This is a genomic window from Streptomyces daqingensis (genome assembly GCF_014645895.1).
Lineage (GTDB): Bacteria > Actinomycetota > Actinomycetes > Streptomycetales > Streptomycetaceae > Streptomyces > Streptomyces daqingensis.
The window spans coordinates 1-16,174 of the sequence record NZ_BMMP01000016.1 but is presented as its reverse complement, the minus strand read 5'-3'; the positions used below and the strand labels follow the sequence as shown (position 1 = coordinate 16,174).

The following is a 16,174-nucleotide window of genomic DNA, read 5'->3' as shown; positions in this document are numbered from 1 at the left end:
CGCCTCAGACGTACCGCTCCAGAATGCTGGACTCGGCCAGCCGGGAGAGCCCCTCGCGGACGGACCGGGCTCGGGCCTCGCCCACGCCGTCCACCGTCTGGAGATCGTCGACGCTCGCGGCGAGCAGCTTCTGCAGGCCGCCGAAGTGCTCGACCAGCCGCTCGATGACCGTGCCCGGCAGCCTCGGCACCTTCGCCAGCAGCCGGTAGCCACGGGGCGAGACCGCGGAGTCCAAGGTCTCGGGGGCGCCGCTGTAGCCCAACGCCCTTGCCACCGTGGGGAGTTCGAGAAGCTCGCTGTGGCTGAGCCGGTCCAGCTCGTTGAGCGCTTCGGCGACCGTGCGGGAGCGGCGTCCGCTCGGTTCCGGCACGTAGTCCCGCGCGACCAGGTCGCGTTCGGGCTCGACGCCCGCGATCAACTCGTCGAGCTGGAGCGAGAGAAGGCGTCCGTCCGTGCCCAGCTCCACGACGTACTCGGCGATCTCGGTGGCGATGCGGCGCACCATCTCCAGCCGCTGCGCGACCGCCGAGACGTCCCGCACCGTCACGAGGTCCTCGATCTCCAGCGCGGAGAGCGTGCCCGCGACCTCGTCGAGCCGGAGTTTGTACCGCTCCAGCGTGGCCAGGGCCTGGTTCGCGCGGGAGAGGATCGCCGCCGAATCCTCCAGGACGCGCCGCTGGCCGTCGACGTAGAGCGCGATCAGCCGCATCGACTGGCTGACGGAGACCACCGGGTACCCGGTCTGGATCGACACCCGCTGCGCGGTGCGGTGCCGGGTGCCCGTCTCCTCGGTGGGGATCGAGGCGTCCGGCACCAACTGCACCCCGGCGCGCACGATCTTGGTGATGTCGCGGTCGATGATGAGCGCGCCGTCGAGCTTGCACAGCTCGCGCAGGCGCGTGGCTGTGAAGTCGACGTCGAGGACGAATCCGCCGGTGCACAGCGGCTCGACGTTCTTGTCCATGCCGAGGAGGATCAGTCCGCCGGTGTTGCCCCGCAGGACCCGCTCAAGGCCGTCGCGCAGGGCCGTGCCGGGCGCGACCGCGCTCAGTGTGGCGCGCATCAGGCCCTCGGCACCGGATCCCCCGCCGGTTTTGCCGGGAGGTGCTGCCCGGTCGTTGGCTGCCACAGCACTCCTTCGGTCGTGCGTACGTACGGGCGAGACCGGGGCAAAGTCTACCGGCGGCGTGCGCGGCGCCCTACTGCGCCGGTTCGGCGGCTCCGGACTCGATCTTGCCAGGTCTCGTGGCGCGGGCAGGCAGTACCGCGAGTGCCTCCCCTATGTCGGCGACCTCCCGGACGCGCATTCCCGGGGGAATCCTCCCGGGATCGGCGGGCACGAGAGCGTGCGTGAATCCGAGGCGGGCGGCCTCTGCGAGCCGGCGCTGCACACCGGTGACACGGCGTACCTCGCCGGCGAGGCCCACTTCGCCGACGGCCACCAGGTTCTTCGGGAGCGGGGTGTCGCTGGCTGCGCTGGCGAGCGCCAGGGCCACAGCGAGGTCCGCGGCCGGCTCCGACAGCTTCACGCCGCCCACCGTCGCGCTGTAGATGTCCCGCTTGCCCAGCGCGCTGATGCGTCCGCGCTGTTCGAGAACGGCCAGCATCATCGAGACCCGCGACGTCTCGAGGCCCGAGGTCGTGCGCCGGGGCGAGGGGATCTGGCTGTCGACGGTGAGGGCCTGCACCTCCGCCACCAGCGGCCTGCGCCCCTCCAGCGTCACGGTGAGGCAGGTGCCCGGTACGGGCTCCGCCCGGCGAGTGAGGAAGAGCCCCGACGGATCGGCGAGCCCGGTGATGCCTTCGTCGTGCAGTTCGAAGCAGCCGACCTCGTCCGTCGCGCCGTACCGGTTCTTCACGCCCCGCACGAGGCGCAGGCGCGCGTGCCTGTCCCCCTCGAAGTGCAGCACGACGTCGACGAGGTGCTCCAGCAGCCGGGGCCCGGCGATGGAGCCGTCCTTGGTGACGTGACCTACGAGGAGCGTGGACATCCCCCGCTCCTTCGAGGCGCGGATGAGGGCGCCCGCCACCTCCCGCACCTGTGCGACGCCGCCCGGCGCGCCGTCCAGCTCGGGCGAGGCGACGGTCTGGACGGAGTCCATGACGAGCAGGCTGGGCTTCACCTCGTCCAGATGCCCGAGGACGGCGGACAGGTCCGTCTCGGCGGCGAGGAAGAGATGGTCGCCGAGGGCGCCGATGCGGTCCGCCCGCAGCCGCACCTGGCCCGCGGACTCCTCTCCGGTGACATACAGCGTCCTGTGCTCGGGGCCGGACGCCTTCGCCGCCACGTCCAGCAGCAGCGTCGACTTGCCCACTCCGGGCTCCCCCGCGACCAGGACCACCGCGCCGGGCACGAGGCCGCCGCCGAGTACACGGTCGAGCTCGTCGACACCGGTGCTACGTGCCGTCGCCTGCGTGCCGTCGACCTGGCCGATGGGGAGCGCGGGGGCCGACACGCGGCCGGGCGCCGTGGTGCGCACCGCGGGGGACCCGCCCACCTCCTCGACCGTGCCCCACGCATGGCACTCGGGGCAGCGGCCGAGCCATTTCGCCGTCTGCCAGCCGCACTCGGCGCAGCGGTAGGCGGGTCGGTCCTTGCCGGAGGATTTGCGGGCAGCCATGCATGCACCGTAGCCGCCGGCGCCGACAGGCCGGTTCCGGCCGGGCACCGTCGGGCGGCGGGGGCGCGTGGCGGAGCTGCCCGGCGGGGAGCGGCGGGGTGCCGCGTGCGCCCGCGGCCGGTGCCGGAGGTGCGGCCGCGACACCGAAGAGTGGTGCCGGGTACGGGAGTTGACGTGCACCTCGTCCCCTTTCGAGGGAGATGGTCACCCGTAAGGATTAAAGGTGGGCTACTGGGTCCTCATGGGGTATGCCGCCCGCCTACCGTCACCGGATGAGCAGCAGGCGCGACCACTCCACGCACGCCACCGGTGCCCACCGTGCGCACTGGAGGCGGCGGCCGAAGCAGCACCAGAGCTCCGGCCAGCCAAGGGTCTTCAGCAGGACCGGAGCCTCGGCGAAGTCCGTGACGGCGGGCACCGAAGGCGTCAACTCCGCGAACGGCTCGCCGACGGCGGCAGGTTCGACATCCTCCGCACCCGGACGCTCCTTCGCGGCGCCCGGCCGCGGCGCCGCCGGTGGCGCCCCCGCGTTCGCCGCCGGGCGCGCCGCGTCCGGCGCCTCGGCGGCCGTGGAAGTCCGGGCGGCCACCGGCGTTCCCGATACGGCAGCCGGCACCGAGGGCGTGCCGTCCGCCCCGTCCATGGCGGCCTCCGGCCCGGCGACCGCGGTCGAGGAGCGCGGCATGAGCCGCTACGAGCCGTACCTGGACGGCCTGTTCACGTACTGCCTGTCCGTCATGTGCGAGCACGACGCGGCGACGAGCGCCCTCGGAGAGGCGCTCGTCCTCGCCGAGCGGCAGCACGAGAAGGAACGCGGCCCCTCCCGTCGAGCCCTGCACCGCCCCTGGCTGTACGCGCTGGCGCGCTGGGTCTGCCTGCGCCGCCTCGCGGAGCAGGCCGGGAAGGAGTCCGCCGGGGGGCGGCACGGCCGCGGCCCGGGCGTCCCCGCCACCGCGGCCCACCTCTCGGAGGCCGCCCGTACCCAGCGCCGGCGTGAACTCGCCGCGCTGGCCTGGCCGGAGGCCGCGGGCACCACACCCGAGCAGCGCGAGGCGCTCGAACTCGCCGTACGGCACGGCCTGCCCGCACCGGAGGTCGCGGCCGTCCTCTCCCTGACCACGGAGGCCGCGAGCGTGCTGCTCTCGCAGGCGGCCTGCGAGGTGGAGCGGACACGTGCGGCGCTCGCCGTCGTGAAATCGGGCGGCTGCGCCGCCGTCGCCGGCCTCGCCGGAGAGGACCAGCTGCTGCTCGGCCCGGCCTTCCGGCGCGAACTCGTCCGGCACGTCGACGAATGCACGCACTGCAGGCGGGCCGCCGAGCGTGCGATGGCCGGGGTGTCGTGGCCGGGCACCGCGCCGGCAGGGACCGCCGTGCTCGCCGTGCTCGAAGCGCCGAGGCCGGCGATCGAGGCCGCCGTGCTCGCGGTGCGCCGGGCGCGCGCCCGCCGCACGCCGCGTTTCGACAAGACGGGGTTCCCCGTCGAGGTGAAGGACCGGAGTGCGCGCCGCGACCGGCTGCGCAGCCGGGCCGTGACGACCACGGTCGTCGCCACGGTCGTCGCCGCGCCGGTGCTCGCCCTGTGGGCGGCCTACCGCGGTGCGCCCATGACCGGGGAGTCGGACGGCTCGGGCATCTCCGCCTCCGAGCAGGACGAGGACTCCTCGCTCAGGGCCCAGCCGTACGAGAACGCGGCACAGGACCGGAAGGCGCACGACGGGCACAGGCGCGGCCGCTCCGGAGCCGACTCCCGTGAGGACGACGACCGTTCGCGCGGCAAGAAGGACGGGGACGGCAAGGACGGGAAGGACGGCGACCGGGCGGGCGCCCTCCGTGTCGCCGCCCGGTCGGTGAACGGAGCGACGCTCATCCGGCTGACGGCGGGCGGCAGTTCACCGGTGCGCTGGTCGCTGTCGGGCGGCGCCTCGTGGCTCGCGTTCAGCGACACGAGCGGCGTGCTCCGCCCCGGGCAGAGCACGACGGTCCGGGTGTCGGTAATCCGCGGCCGGGAACCGTCCCGTGCCTGGTCGGCGAACCTCCGGGTGGCGCCGTCGGGCGCGGTCGTCACGATCCAGGGCCGCGGTTCGAGCCCGACACCGCCGAGCGACCCGCCGTCCGAGGATCCGACGACTCCGCCGCCTTCCGAACCGCCGCCGTCCGAGGATCCGACGACTCCGCCGCCCTCGGAGCCGCCCCCGCCCGAGGACCCGACCACGCCGCCGGAGTGAACTCGCGCGCCTGGCCGGTCAGTTGGGGGTGGCGGGGTCGGCAGGGTGCGGGGCGAGCAGCGGCAGGGCGCGGAATCCCGACGGGGCGGCAGCGGTAGCGATCCGCTGCTCGCACAGCTCGGCCAGCCGTTCGTATCCCTGCTCACCCATCAGCTCGGTCAACTCCGGCTTGTACGACTCGTACACCGGTTTCCCCGCTCCGTGGGCGGACGGCGCCGACGTGCACCACCAGTGCAGGTCGTGCCCGCCGGAGCCCCAGCCCCGCCTGTCGTACTCGCCGATCGAGACGACCAGCACCTGCTCGCCGTCGGGGCGTTCCACCCACTCGAACGTGCGGCGGATCGGCAGCTGCCAGCAGACGTCCGGCTTGGTCTCCAGCGGCTCCCTGCCCTCGCGGAGGGCCAGCATGTGCAGCGCGCAGCCCTGACCGCCCGCGAACCCGGGGCGGTTGTGGAAGATGCAGGCACCGTCGATGCGGCGGGTCTGCCGCTCCGGGCCCTCGTCTTCTTCCTCGTCCCCGTCTTCGTCCACGTCTTCTTCGAAGTCGTCGTCCACCTCGTCGGCGCCGCCGTCGGACTGCTCCGACTCCCCCTCGTAGCCGACGACTTCACCGCCGTTCACGTCGACGTCGGCCTCGCCGGCCGCGTCCTCGACACCATCGTCGTCGTCTTCGGCGTCCGCCGCCTCCTGCACCCATCCCGTGGCCATGCCGACGTCGTGGTACTGCCAGGTCTCCGGGGTGAGCCGGGCCACGTGCGAGGCGACGCGCTTCTCGTCGTCCTCGTCGGAGAAGTGCGCGCCGAGCGTGCAGCAGCCGTCGGTGGCCCGGCCGGGCCGGATTCCCTGGCAGCCCTGTCCGAAGACGCAGTTCCAGCGCGAGGTGAGCCAGGTCAGGTCGCAGCGGAAGACCTGCTCCGCGTCGGCCGGGTCGGGGAACTCGACCCAGGCACGCGGGAAGTCGAGGGAGACCTCCTCGGCCCGGGGCCCGGCGGGGTGCTGCCCGGCGCCCGGCGACGCGGCCCCTTCCGGGACGGGGGCCCGGTGATCCGCTGCCTCCGCGGCGGATGGTGCCGGTGAGGGTGCCTGCACCTCGTGTCCCATATCATCCGCCTCGTCCTGCTTCTGGAGCTTCGCCGCTTTCGTCTTTCCCACGTGCCCCAGCGTAACCGCGCTCTCCGCGGATACGGCTAGCGTGCTCTGCATGAGACTCGGTGTCCTCGACGTGGGCTCGAACACGGTCCACCTCCTCGTCGTCGACGCGCACTCCGGCGCGCGTCCGCTGCCCGCCTACTCGCACAAGGCAGAGCTCCGGCTGGCCGAACTCCTCGACGCGGACGGCGCGATCAGCCCCGAGGGCGTCGACCAGCTCGCCGCGACCGTCGCCGAGGCCGTCCAGGTCTCCGAGGACCAGGGCGTGGAGGACCTGCTGCCGTTCGCCACGTCCGCGGTCCGGGAGGCGGCCAACGCCGAACACGTGCTCACCCGCGTCGCCGACGAGACCGGCGTCAAGCTCGACGTCCTCTCCGGCGAGGACGAGGCACGTCTCACTTTCCTGGCGGCTCGCAGGTGGTTCGGCTGGTCCAGCGGCCAGTTGCTGCTCCTCGACATCGGCGGCGGCTCGCTGGAGATCGCGTACGGGCAGGACGAGGAGCCCGACGCGGCCGTCTCGCTCCCGCTGGGCGCCGGGCGGCTCACCGGCGCGTGGCTGCCCGGCGACCCGCCCGGGCCGGACGACGTACGTGTGCTCCGCCGCCATGTCCGTGCCGAGATCGCCCGCGTCGCAGGGGAGTTCAACCGGTTCAACCCTCCGGACCACGTCGTGGCCACGTCGAAGACGTTCAGGCAGCTGGCCCGTATCGGCGGTGCCGCGCGGTCCGCCGAAGGCCCGTACGTGAAGCGGCAGTTGACCCGCAGCTCGCTGGAGGAGTGGGTGCCGCGGCTGGCCGCCATGCCCGCGGCGGAGCGTGCGGAGCTGCCCGGGGTCTCCGAGGGGCGGGCCCGTCAGCTGCTGGCCGGCGCGCTCGTCGCCGAAGGAGCGCTCGACCTGTTCCGCGTGCGGGAGGTGGACATCTGCCCCTGGGCGCTCCGCGAGGGTGTGATCCTCCGTCGGCTCGACCACCTCCGGAGGGCGTGAGATCGCTCACGGGCGCCGGGGCGCATCCGGGAGCCCCGGGAGCGCGGAGCGGACACGGCAAGCCTGGTGACCGGCGGTGTGACCAGGCCCGGGCCGGGAGAGCCGGGGCGTACCGCGGCCCGGTTGATCACTCGGCGGGAGCCTTAGGCTGTCTGCTGTGGCTCAACCTGCGGTGCGCGTCCCCGATGCGAAGGTCGCCCTGTCCACGGCCTCCGTCTATCCGGAGTCCACGGCGACGGCCTTCGAAATCGCTGCGCGCCTCGGCTACGACGGCGTCGAGGTCATGGTGTGGACCGACCCGGTCAGCCAGGACATCGAAGCGCTGCGGCGGCTCTCGGACTTCCACGAGATCCCCGTGCTCGCGGTGCACGCGCCCTGCCTCCTGATCACGCAGCGGGTCTGGTCCACCGACCCCTGGATGAAGCTTCAGCGGGCCCGGCACGCGGCCGAGCGCCTCGGAGCGTCGACGGTCGTCGTGCACCCGCCCTTCCGCTGGCAGCGCAACTACGCACGGGAGTTCGTCGACGGCGTCTGGCGCATGGCCGGTGAGACGGACGTCCGGTTCGCCGTCGAGAACATGTTCCCGTGGCGGTACCGCGACCGCGAGATGATGGCCTACGCCCCCGACTGGGACCCCACCCAGGACGACTACCGCCATTTCACGATCGACCTCTCGCACACGGCGACGTCGCGCACGGACACGCTCGCCATGCTCGACCGCATGGGAGACCGCCTCGGGCACGTGCACATCGCCGACGGCAACGGCTCCAACAAGGACGAGCACCTCGTTCCGGGCCGTGGCACGCAGCCCTGCGCCGAGGTCCTCGAGCGGCTGGGGGCGAGCGGCTTCGACGGTCACGTCGTCGTCGAGGTCAACACCCGACGCGCCATGTCGGCGGCCGAACGGGAGACCGACCTGGCCGAGGCGCTGGCCTACACGCGGCTCCACCTCGCCTCCGCCGCGGTGGGCGGCGCCGGCACGCCTCCGCAGAGGCGCCGGTGAGCTCCGCCGGGCCCGGCCGCAGACGCGGCCGCCCCGCCTCGGCGGAGAAGGTCGCCGGCGAGCCCGGCACCCGCGACCGGATCCTCAGTTCCGCGCGCGCCGAGTTCGCGGAGAGCGGCTACGACAAGGCGTCGGTCCGGGCGATCGCGCGGGGAGCCGGGGTGGACTCGGCCCTCGTCCACCACTACTTCGGGACCAAGGAGCAGGTCTTCGTCGCCGCGGTCGAGGGGGCCTTCGCCCCCGCGATGGACATCCCGGACCTGCTGTCCGGCGGCCGCGAGCAGTGGGGCGAGCAGCTCGCCGGCTACGTCCTGGGCATCTGGGAGGACACGGTCACGAGGGACCCGCTGCTGGCGATCATGCGTTCCGCCGTCGCCAACGAGACAGCCGCGGCGATCTTCCGCGGACTCATCGGGCGCAACCTGCTGCGGCGCGTGGCGGGCAATCTGGGCGCTCCGGACGCGGAACTGCGCGTCGAGCTGGCCGTCGCGCAGCTCGTGGGGACGGCGCTGCTGCGCTACGTCATCAAGCTGGAGCCCATCGCCTCGGTGCCGGTCGAAGAGCTTGCCGGACGTCTGGGGCCCGTGGTGCAGAGGCATCTGACCGGCTGAGTCTCCGGGAGGAGCCCCTCCGCAGTGCCCACCGACCGGTCGTCCGGTCTCAAGATGTGGTCCGAAGGTCCAGATTCCGGTCGCCGGGGCGTACTCTCGGGAACCTACGAAACGTGTGAGCTGCCCTCGCCGCTCCACATCGCGGCCCGCGCACTGTGCGCGACGCCGCGTCCGCTGTGAGACGAGCCCGGCAGCGCGCACTGGACGGACACCCGTGTGACGCCGCAAGAGGCGCACGCACCGTACAAAGTGGAGTGCCACCATGCCCGAGCTGAGGTCCCGCACCGTCACCCACGGCCGCAACATGGCGGGCGCCCGTGCCCTCATGCAGGCATCGGGCGTAGCGCGTGAGGACTTCGGCAAGCCGGTCATCGCGGTGGCCAACAGCTTCACCGAGTTCGTGCCCGGCCACACCCACCTGCAGCCCGTGGGGCGGATCGTCAGCGACGCCGTCAAGGCGGCGGGCGGCATCCCGCGCGAGTTCAACACCATCGCGGTCGACGACGGCATCGCCATGGGCCACGGCGGCATGCTCTACTCCCTGCCGTCCCGCGACCTGATCGCGGACTCCGTCGAGTACATGACGGAGGCACACTGCGCGGACGCCCTGATCTGCATCTCCAACTGCGACAAGATCACGCCGGGCATGCTGATGGCCGCGATGCGGCTCAACATCCCCACCGTCTTCGTCTCCGGCGGGCCGATGGAGTCGGGTACGGCGACGCTCGTCAACGGCACCGTCCGCAAGCTCGACCTGATCAGCGCCATCGCCGAGTCCGCCAACGACAGCGTCTCGGACGAGGACATGCGCCGCATCGAGGACAGCGCCTGTCCCACCTGCGGATCGTGCTCCGGCATGTTCACCGCGAACTCGATGAACTGCCTCACCGAAGCCATGGGCCTGGCCCTGCCGGGCAACGGCTCCGTGCTGGCGACGCACACGGCACGCAAGGCGCTGTACGAGGACGCGGGCCGGACCGTCGTCGAACTGGCCACGCGCTACTACGACCAGGACGACGACACCGTCCTGCCGCGCAACGTCGGCGGCCGCGCCGCCTTCGAGAACGCCATGGCGCTCGACATCGCCATGGGCGGCTCGACCAACACCATCCTCCACCTGCTCGCCGCCGCGCAGGAGGCCGAGCTGGACTTCTCCATGGCGGACATCGACGCGCTGTCCCGGTCGCTGCCCTGCCTGTCGAAGGTCGCGCCCAACGGCACGTACTACATGGAGGACGTGCACCGCGCAGGCGGCATCCCCGCCATCCTCGGCGAGCTGTACCGGGCCGGCCTGCTCAACGAGGACGTGCACAGCGTGCACTCCCCGTCGCTGGCCGACTGGCTGAAGAACTGGGACGTCCGGGGCGGTTCGCCGTCCGCGACGGCGCTCGAACTGTTCCACGCGGCGCCGGGGTGCGTCCGGTCGGCGTCGGCCTTCTCGCAGTCCGAACGCTGGGACTCCCTCGACACTGACGCCGCGGGCGGCTGCATCCGTGACGTCGAGCACGCCTACTCCACGGAGGGCGGCCTCGCGGTCCTGTACGGCAACCTCGCGGAGAACGGCTGCGTCGTGAAGACGGCGGGCGTCGACGAGTCCATCCTCACCTTCTCCGGACCCGCCGTCGTCTGCGAGTCCCAGGAGCAGGCCGTCGACGCCATCCTGAAGAAGCAGGTCAAGGAGGGCGACGTCGTCGTCATCCGCTACGAGGGCCCCAAGGGCGGCCCCGGTATGCAGGAGATGCTCTACCCGACGTCCTTCCTCAAGGGCCGCGGCCTGGGCAAGGCGTGCGCTCTGATCACCGACGGGCGCTTCTCGGGCGGTACCTCGGGCCTGTCCATCGGTCACGTCTCCCCGGAGGCGGCGGGCGGCGGCACGATCGCGCTCGTGGAGACCGACGACCAGATCGTCATCGACATCCCCAACCGCACCATCGAGCTGAAGGTCGACGACGAGGTCCTGGCGGCCCGCCGGGCTGCGCTGGACGGCACGTACGCCCCGCACGGCCGCGAGCGCAAGGTCTCCACGGCTCTGCGTGCCTACGCGGCCATGGCGACCAGTGCGGACAAGGGCGCTGTGCGGGACCTGACCCAGCTCGGCGGCCAGTAGCCCGCGACAGCGCCGCGGAATGCCCTTCCGCGGCGCCACCCTGAGGGGGACCCCGACCGCCGCACGCTCGGCGTCGGGGAGAACCCTGAACGAGCCCGCACATCCGCGCTTTCGTCTTTCCCGCCGCTACCCGGCCCCGCAGGATCGGGTACGGGCCTCCCGCGTGCGGCGGGACGCGACGGAGAGAGGGCAGCGTTGTGAGCCTGGAACTGATCGTCCTCGCCGCGGACCCCGCCGGTGTGTGGGCTGCGGCGATGGGAACGGGCGGAGTCTTCGTACTCCTGATCGTGCTGGTCTGGCAGATCGCGGCGACCTGGCGGGCCCGCATGCTGGCGTCGCGCGAGGAGCAGTACAAGCAGCTGGCTCACAAGTACGCGCAACTGCTGGAGGACAACGTCGAGTTGCACCGCCGGAACATCGACGAGCTCGCCGCTGCCCGGCGGGCGATCAACGCCATCCAGCAGAAGGACGCGACGGAGCGGAAGGCGCTGCACGAGGCTGACTGACCCGGCCTCCGCCGAGCCGTACCACCTGCGGGTCCCGCTCCGTTCCGGGCCGGACGTCACCCCTGAGCCCGCCCCGCCCCCGCCGGATGCTCGGGCGGCTGCTGCGACGACGGTGAGGGGGCCGCCGCGCCGGCACGCGCGTTGTGCTCCTCCTCCCACGCGGACAGTGCCATCCCGCAGGCATGGTCGACGTGCCGCAGCCCCGCGAGGCTCAGCTCGACGCGACGGTCCTGGGGGAGCGCCTCCAACTGGTCCAGCAGCTTGGGCAGTCGCAGGAAGGTGGCGTTGCCCAGCACCCGGACGCGCAAGGGCCGGCCGTGACCCGCGTCGTCCGTCTCGATCTGTACGTGCGAGATCTCCCAGGCGGACTTCACCACCGCGAGCAGCAGCCCGATCAGCACCCCCTCGAACATGTTCACGATGAAGATCGCGGCAGCGGTGACGCCCAGCACCACGGCCTCCGCCCGGTGCTCCCGCCACAGCGGCACCAGGTCGCGCAGCGGGATCAGCTTCCAGCCCGCGTGCATCAGCACACCCGCCAGCGCCGCCACCGGAATCACCCCGAGTGCCGCCGGCAGTGCCGCCGCGAACAGCAGCAGCCACACCCCGTGCAGCACACGGGACAGCTTGGTGCGTGCCCCTGCCGCGACGTTCGCCGAACTGCGCACGATCACCGCCGTCATGGGCAGCGCTCCGAGAACACCGCACACGGCGTTCCCCGTGCCCTGTGCGATGAGTTCCCTGTCGTACTGCGTACGCGGACCGTCGTGCAGTCTGTCGACGGCGGCGGCACTGAACAGCGACTCCGCGGACGCCACCAGCGCGAACGCCACCACTGTCGCGGCCATGCCGAACGACGCGAGCATGGCGAAGTCCTCCGCCTCCGGCGGCCGTACGGCGTCCAGCAGGCCCTGCACCTGTACGCGGGCGACGGGCAGATCGAGCAGCGCCGTCACCGCCGTCGCCAGCGCCACGGCGGCAAGCGGGGCCGGAAGCACCTTCGCGACCGGCTTCCACCGGGGCCAGACGACCAGCACCGCGATCGTTCCCACGCCCACCGCGGCGGCGGTCGCAGCCGTCGCGGAGCCGATCACCGTCCCTGCGAGAGCGGGGAGCCCCGCGAGCTTGCCCAGGCCCGTGCCCGGCGCCTCCTCGTCGGCGAGCGTGTAAACCTGACCCGCGATCAGGACGAGTCCGATGCCCGCCAGCATGCCCTGCACCACCGCGACGGAGATCGCCCTGAACCACCGCCCCAGCCGCAGCGCCCCCATGGCCAGCTGCAGCACCCCGGCCAGCAGTACGAGCACGCCGAGCACTTCCGGCCCGTACGCCTGCACTGCCTCGTACACGAGTACGGTCAGCCCTGCCGCGGGCCCGCTGACCTGCAGACTGCTGCCCGGCAGGAAGCCGGTGACGAGACCTCCCACGATCCCCGTGATGAGGCCCAGCTCGGCCGGCACGCCCGAGGCGACGGCGACGCCGACGCAGAGCGGCACCGCGACGAGGAAGACCACGAGTGACGCGGTGATGTCGGCCCGCAGAGTGCCGCGGGTTCTCGGTTCGAAACGCATGTACGCCTCCATCCCGCCTCGTCGCACGTCGTGTGCGGGGCGGGGATCGTTCGCTGCATGGGGGGCCAGGGCGCTCACCGGCGCCCTGTGTGGACGGCTTTCTGCCTGAGCTGGCTCACACCTGTCGGCGCGGCGTGCAGCTCAGCAGCGCAACGTCCGGTGCATGAGTGGCAGGGCTGTGGATCTCACTGCCCGGGAGGCGTCACGCATGGTGACCGGATCCGCCGGTACATGCGTCTGTCCGGTACGGAAATCGCAACCGCACATTTGTCCTTGCGGTACGGGTGACGCGGGGGCGTGCCCCGTGTGGCGCGCCGTCTGCCGCGGCCGGCAGTCGTCCTCTCCGGTTCCGGAGTGCGGTGCAGCGGCCGGCATCTGCTGCGACACGGACGTGACGGGCTGAGTGATCTCCGGAACGACCTGGGCGTATGCGGTCTCGGCGATCAGGAGCGTGGCGAACAGCAGCGCGACGGCGGCGATGAGTGTCCGCCCGGCGTGCCTGCTCGGCCGCATCGAAGCTCCCTCGGCGAGCTCGCTGTACAGGAAGCCTCATTGTGTCCAGTCGGCGAGGTGCGTTTGCAAGTCGGCACATGCACCGTGAGTGAAAAGCGATGCCTCGAAGGCGGATTCACGCCATGCCTCGCCGTGACCGGCCAGGTCTTGCCGCCGAGCCGGCGCCCCTCTCTCTTGACGGTCCACGCGTCGCGGCCCCACAATTCATCACATGATGAATAACAAGCGGCCCGGGCCCGCCGGCACGCCCGGCTCCTCCCCTCCACCCGCCGAGAAGGGCCCGGCCATCCGGGCAGACGGCCTCAACGTCGTCCGTGGCGGCCGCACAGTGATCGACGACCTGTCCTTCGAAGTCGCGCCCGCCACCGTCACCGGACTGCTCGGCCCGTCCGGCTGCGGCAAGTCCACGCTCATGCGTGCGATCGTCGGCACCCAGGCCAACGTCGACGGCACCCTCGACGTGCTGGGCCGCCCCGCCGGCGCCAGGCAGCTGCGCTCCCGCGTCGGCTACGTCACCCAGAACCCCTCGGTCTACGGGGACCTGACAGCCCGGCAGAACCTCGACTACTACGCGGCCGTCCTCGGCATCCCCCGCCGCGAACGGGCCGAGCAGGTCACGCGGGCCCTCCGTGACGTCGACCTGCTCGGGCACGCCGACTCCCTCACCGGCAACCTCTCCGGCGGCCAGCACTCCCGCGTCTCCCTCGCGGTCGCGCTCCTCGGCTCACCCGAACTGCTCGTCCTCGACGAACCCACCGTCGGCCTGGACCCCGTCCTCCGCCGCGACCTGTGGAACCTCTTCCACCGCCTCGCAGGCGAACGGGGCACCACCCTCCTGATCTCGTCCCACGTCATGGACGAGGCCGACCGCTGCCAGAACCTCCTGCTCATGCGCGCCGGACGCCTCCTCGCCGCCGATTCCCCCGGCGCCCTGCGCGCCCGTACGCACACCGGCTCGGTCGAGGACGCCTTCCTGCACCTCGTCGACGCGGCCCGCGAGGCCGAAGGCGCCACCCCGTGACCGGCGGCCCCAGCCGCCCGCGGCCACTGCCCGCCCTCCCCCGATCCCTTCCGCCCGGAGCCCAGCCATGAAGCTCTCCCGCACCCTCGCCACCACCCGGCGCGTACTCCGCCAGCTCAGCCACGACCCCCGCACCGTCGCTCTGCTGCTGCTGGTCCCCGTACTGCTCCTCGTACTCCTCTACTTCGTCTTCGACGCCGACCGCCGCGCCTTCGACGGCATCGGGGCCTCCCTGCTCGGCATCTTCCCGCTGGTGACGATGTTCCTCGTCACCTCGATCGCGACCCTGCGCGAACGCACGTCCGGCACGCTGGAGCGCCTGCTGTCGATGCCGCTCGGCAAGGGCGACCTGATCGCGGGCTACGCGCTCGCCTTCGGCGTACTCGCCGTCGTCCAGGCGTCTGTCGCGACGGCCGTAGCCGTCTGGCTGCTGGACCTCGACTTCGCGGGGTCACCCTGGCTGCTGCTCCTCGTCGCCCTGCTCGACGCGATCCTCGGCACGGCGCTCGGGCTCTTCGTCAGCGCCTTCGCGGCCTCGGAGTTCCAGGTCGTCCAGTTCATGCCCGCGGTGATCTTCCCGCAGATCCTGCTGTGCGGCCTCTTCGCGCCGCGCGAGACCATGCAGCCCGTCCTGGAGTACGTGTCCGACGTGCTTCCGATGTCCTACGCCGTCGAGGGCATGAACGAAGTCCTCCAGCACTCGGACCCCACCGGCGACTTCGTACGCGACGCCACCATCGTGGGCGGATCGGCCCTCCTCGTCCTCTGCCTCGGAGCGGCCACCCTCCGCCGCCGCACGGCATGACCCCGGCCGGGGCGGGGCCGGCATCCACCAGCCGGACGCTCCGGCCGCGGCCCCCGCTCCGGTGCGAGGATGAACGGAGCACGTGTACGCACTGGACGAGGTGAACCGCTCCATGACCCAGAAAGTCGCCGTCCTCGGCACCGGGAAGATCGGTGAGGCACTGCTCTCCGGCATGCTCCGGGGCGGCTGGTCACCCTCCCGTCTCATGGTCACCGCACGCCGACCCGAACGCGCGGAGGAGCTCCGCGACCGCTACGGCGTCGAGGCCGTCAGCAACACCGAGGCCGCCAAGAACGCGGACACCCTCATCCTCACGGTCAAACCGCAGGACATGCGCCCCCTGCTCGACGAACTGGCCCCGCACACCCCCGCGGAGCGCCTGATCATCAGCGGTGCCGCCGGCATCCCCACCTCCCTCTTCGAGGAGCGCTTCCAGCCCGGCACGCCGGTCGTCCGGGTCATGACGAACACTCCCGCGCTGGTCGACGAGGCCATGTCCGTCGTCTCCGCGGGCACCCACGCCACGGACGCACATCTGGCGCTGACCGAGGAGATCTTCAACGGCGTGGGCAAGACCCTCCGCGTCCCCGAGAGCCAGCAGGACGCCGCCACCGCCCTCTCCGGCTCCGGCCCGGCGTACTTCTACTTCCTGGTGGAGGCGATGACGGACGCCGGCATCCTCCTCGGACTCCCGCGGGACAAGGCCCACGACCTGATCGTGCAGGCCGCCGTCGGTGCCGCGACGATGCTGCGCGACAGCGGAGACCACCCCGTCACGCTGCGCGAGAACGTCACGTCCCCCGCGGGCACGACGATCAACGCCATCCGGGAGCTGGAGAACCACCGCGTGCGGGCCGCCGTCCTGGACGCCCTCGAGGCCGCACGCGACCGGAGCAGGGAACTCGCGTCCGGGAAGGGCTGAGAGCGGGGGCACCGGACTCTGTTTTGGGGCGCCTCCAGCCGTGGTGTAAGCTCGAACAGTTGCCGCGAAGCCGTGGTGCTTGTGGTGACGCTCTTGCCGTTCGTCGGCAGTCTCTGGGTTTGTTTGTCTCCCCGG

General features: G+C 72.2%; 13 protein-coding genes. 9 read left to right on the top strand and 4 right to left on the bottom strand.

Annotated features, from left to right (window positions below; all coding sequences use genetic code 11):
• Window positions 1-4: 4 nt before the first annotated feature.
• Together disA and radA are read right to left on the bottom strand one after the other, a co-directional pair.
• A complete protein-coding gene (gene disA / locus IEY56_RS22100) occupies window positions 5-1,129 on the bottom strand; it encodes a DNA integrity scanning diadenylate cyclase DisA (protein WP_189039036.1) in 1,125 nt (374 codons plus the stop codon).
• A gap of 70 nt (window positions 1,130-1,199) precedes the next feature.
• On the bottom strand, window positions 1,200-2,621 hold the full coding sequence (radA, locus tag IEY56_RS22095; protein WP_189039035.1) for a DNA repair protein RadA: 1,422 nt from the start codon (window positions 2,619-2,621) through the stop codon (window positions 1,200-1,202).
• Window positions 2,622-2,893: 272 nt separating this feature from the next.
• Here radA and IEY56_RS22090 point away from each other — a divergent pair, with 272 nt between their 5' ends.
• Window positions 2,894-4,846, top strand: coding sequence for an RNA polymerase sigma factor (locus IEY56_RS22090; protein ID WP_189039034.1), 1,953 nt, complete (start codon window positions 2,894-2,896; stop codon window positions 4,844-4,846).
• Between the two features lie 18 nt (window positions 4,847-4,864).
• Here the strand turns inward: IEY56_RS22090 and IEY56_RS28650 are convergent, their stop codons facing one another.
• A complete protein-coding gene (locus tag IEY56_RS28650) occupies window positions 4,865-5,998 on the bottom strand; it encodes a DUF3109 family protein (RefSeq protein ID WP_229712109.1) in 1,134 nt (377 codons plus the stop codon).
• A 49-nt stretch (window positions 5,999-6,047) separates the two neighbouring features.
• On the opposite strand from IEY56_RS28650, the gene IEY56_RS22075 reads away from it, so the two are divergent.
• The 5 genes from IEY56_RS22075 (at window position 6,048) to IEY56_RS22055 (ending at window position 11,207) form a co-directional block, all read left to right on the top strand.
• Window positions 6,048-6,980 (top strand): Ppx/GppA family phosphatase, encoded by a 933-nt coding sequence (locus tag IEY56_RS22075; protein WP_189039033.1) that lies wholly within the window; start codon window positions 6,048-6,050, stop codon window positions 6,978-6,980.
• Window positions 6,981-7,137: 157 nt separating this feature from the next.
• On the top strand, window positions 7,138-7,983 hold the full coding sequence (locus IEY56_RS22070; protein ID WP_189039032.1) for a sugar phosphate isomerase/epimerase family protein: 846 nt from the start codon (window positions 7,138-7,140) through the stop codon (window positions 7,981-7,983).
• A complete protein-coding gene (locus IEY56_RS22065; protein WP_189039030.1) occupies window positions 7,980-8,594 on the top strand; it encodes a TetR/AcrR family transcriptional regulator in 615 nt (204 codons plus the stop codon). The genes IEY56_RS22070 and IEY56_RS22065 overlap by 4 nt, the downstream gene beginning before the upstream one ends.
• A 262-nt stretch (window positions 8,595-8,856) precedes the next feature.
• Window positions 8,857-10,701: a dihydroxy-acid dehydratase gene (gene ilvD, locus IEY56_RS22060; RefSeq protein WP_189039028.1), complete on the top strand. Its 1,845-nt coding sequence runs from the start codon at window positions 8,857-8,859 to the stop codon at window positions 10,699-10,701.
• 254 nt (window positions 10,702-10,955) lie between these two features.
• The gene (locus IEY56_RS22055; protein WP_189039147.1) at window positions 10,956-11,207 is read left to right on the top strand and encodes a hypothetical protein; all 252 of its coding nucleotides are present in this window, start codon (window positions 10,956-10,958) and stop codon (window positions 11,205-11,207) included.
• Between the two features lie 56 nt (window positions 11,208-11,263).
• Here IEY56_RS22055 and IEY56_RS22050 read toward each other — a convergent pair whose 3' ends face one another.
• Window positions 11,264-12,778, bottom strand: a complete 1,515-nt coding sequence (locus IEY56_RS22050; protein WP_229712108.1) for a SulP family inorganic anion transporter — start codon at window positions 12,776-12,778, stop codon at window positions 11,264-11,266.
• A 724-nt stretch (window positions 12,779-13,502) separates the two neighbouring features.
• Between IEY56_RS22050 and IEY56_RS22045 the strand changes: the two genes are divergently transcribed.
• From IEY56_RS22045 to proC, 3 genes are all read left to right on the top strand, one after another.
• A complete protein-coding gene (locus tag IEY56_RS22045) occupies window positions 13,503-14,312 on the top strand; it encodes an ABC transporter ATP-binding protein (protein ID WP_189039025.1) in 810 nt (269 codons plus the stop codon).
• A 67-nt stretch (window positions 14,313-14,379) separates the two neighbouring features.
• Entirely contained in the window at window positions 14,380-15,117 is a 738-nt protein-coding gene (locus IEY56_RS22040) for an ABC transporter permease (protein WP_189039024.1), read from the top strand.
• A gap of 112 nt (window positions 15,118-15,229) precedes the next feature.
• Window positions 15,230-16,039: a pyrroline-5-carboxylate reductase gene (gene proC, locus IEY56_RS22035; protein ID WP_189039023.1), complete on the top strand. Its 810-nt coding sequence runs from the start codon at window positions 15,230-15,232 to the stop codon at window positions 16,037-16,039.
• Window positions 16,040-16,174: the final 135 nt, after the last annotated feature.

Excerpts from the sequence above, each read along its gene's own strand:
- radA (WP_189039035.1), bottom strand. The coding sequence starts at position 2,621 with ATGGCTGCCCGCAAATCCTCCGGCAAGGACCGACCCGCCTACCGCTGC.
- IEY56_RS22090 (WP_189039034.1), top strand. The coding sequence starts at position 2,894 with ATGAGCAGCAGGCGCGACCACTCCACGCACGCCACCGGTGCCCACCGT.
- IEY56_RS22075 (WP_189039033.1), top strand. The coding sequence starts at position 6,048 with ATGAGACTCGGTGTCCTCGACGTGGGCTCGAACACGGTCCACCTCCTC.
- ilvD (WP_189039028.1), top strand. The coding sequence starts at position 8,857 with ATGCCCGAGCTGAGGTCCCGCACCGTCACCCACGGCCGCAACATGGCG.
- IEY56_RS22055 (WP_189039147.1), top strand. The coding sequence starts at position 10,956 with ATGGGAACGGGCGGAGTCTTCGTACTCCTGATCGTGCTGGTCTGGCAG.
- IEY56_RS22050 (WP_229712108.1), bottom strand. The coding sequence starts at position 12,778 with ATGCGTTTCGAACCGAGAACCCGCGGCACTCTGCGGGCCGACATCACC.
- IEY56_RS22045 (WP_189039025.1), top strand. The coding sequence starts at position 13,503 with ATGATGAATAACAAGCGGCCCGGGCCCGCCGGCACGCCCGGCTCCTCC.
- IEY56_RS22040 (WP_189039024.1), top strand. The coding sequence starts at position 14,380 with ATGAAGCTCTCCCGCACCCTCGCCACCACCCGGCGCGTACTCCGCCAG.
- proC (WP_189039023.1), top strand. The coding sequence starts at position 15,230 with ATGACCCAGAAAGTCGCCGTCCTCGGCACCGGGAAGATCGGTGAGGCA.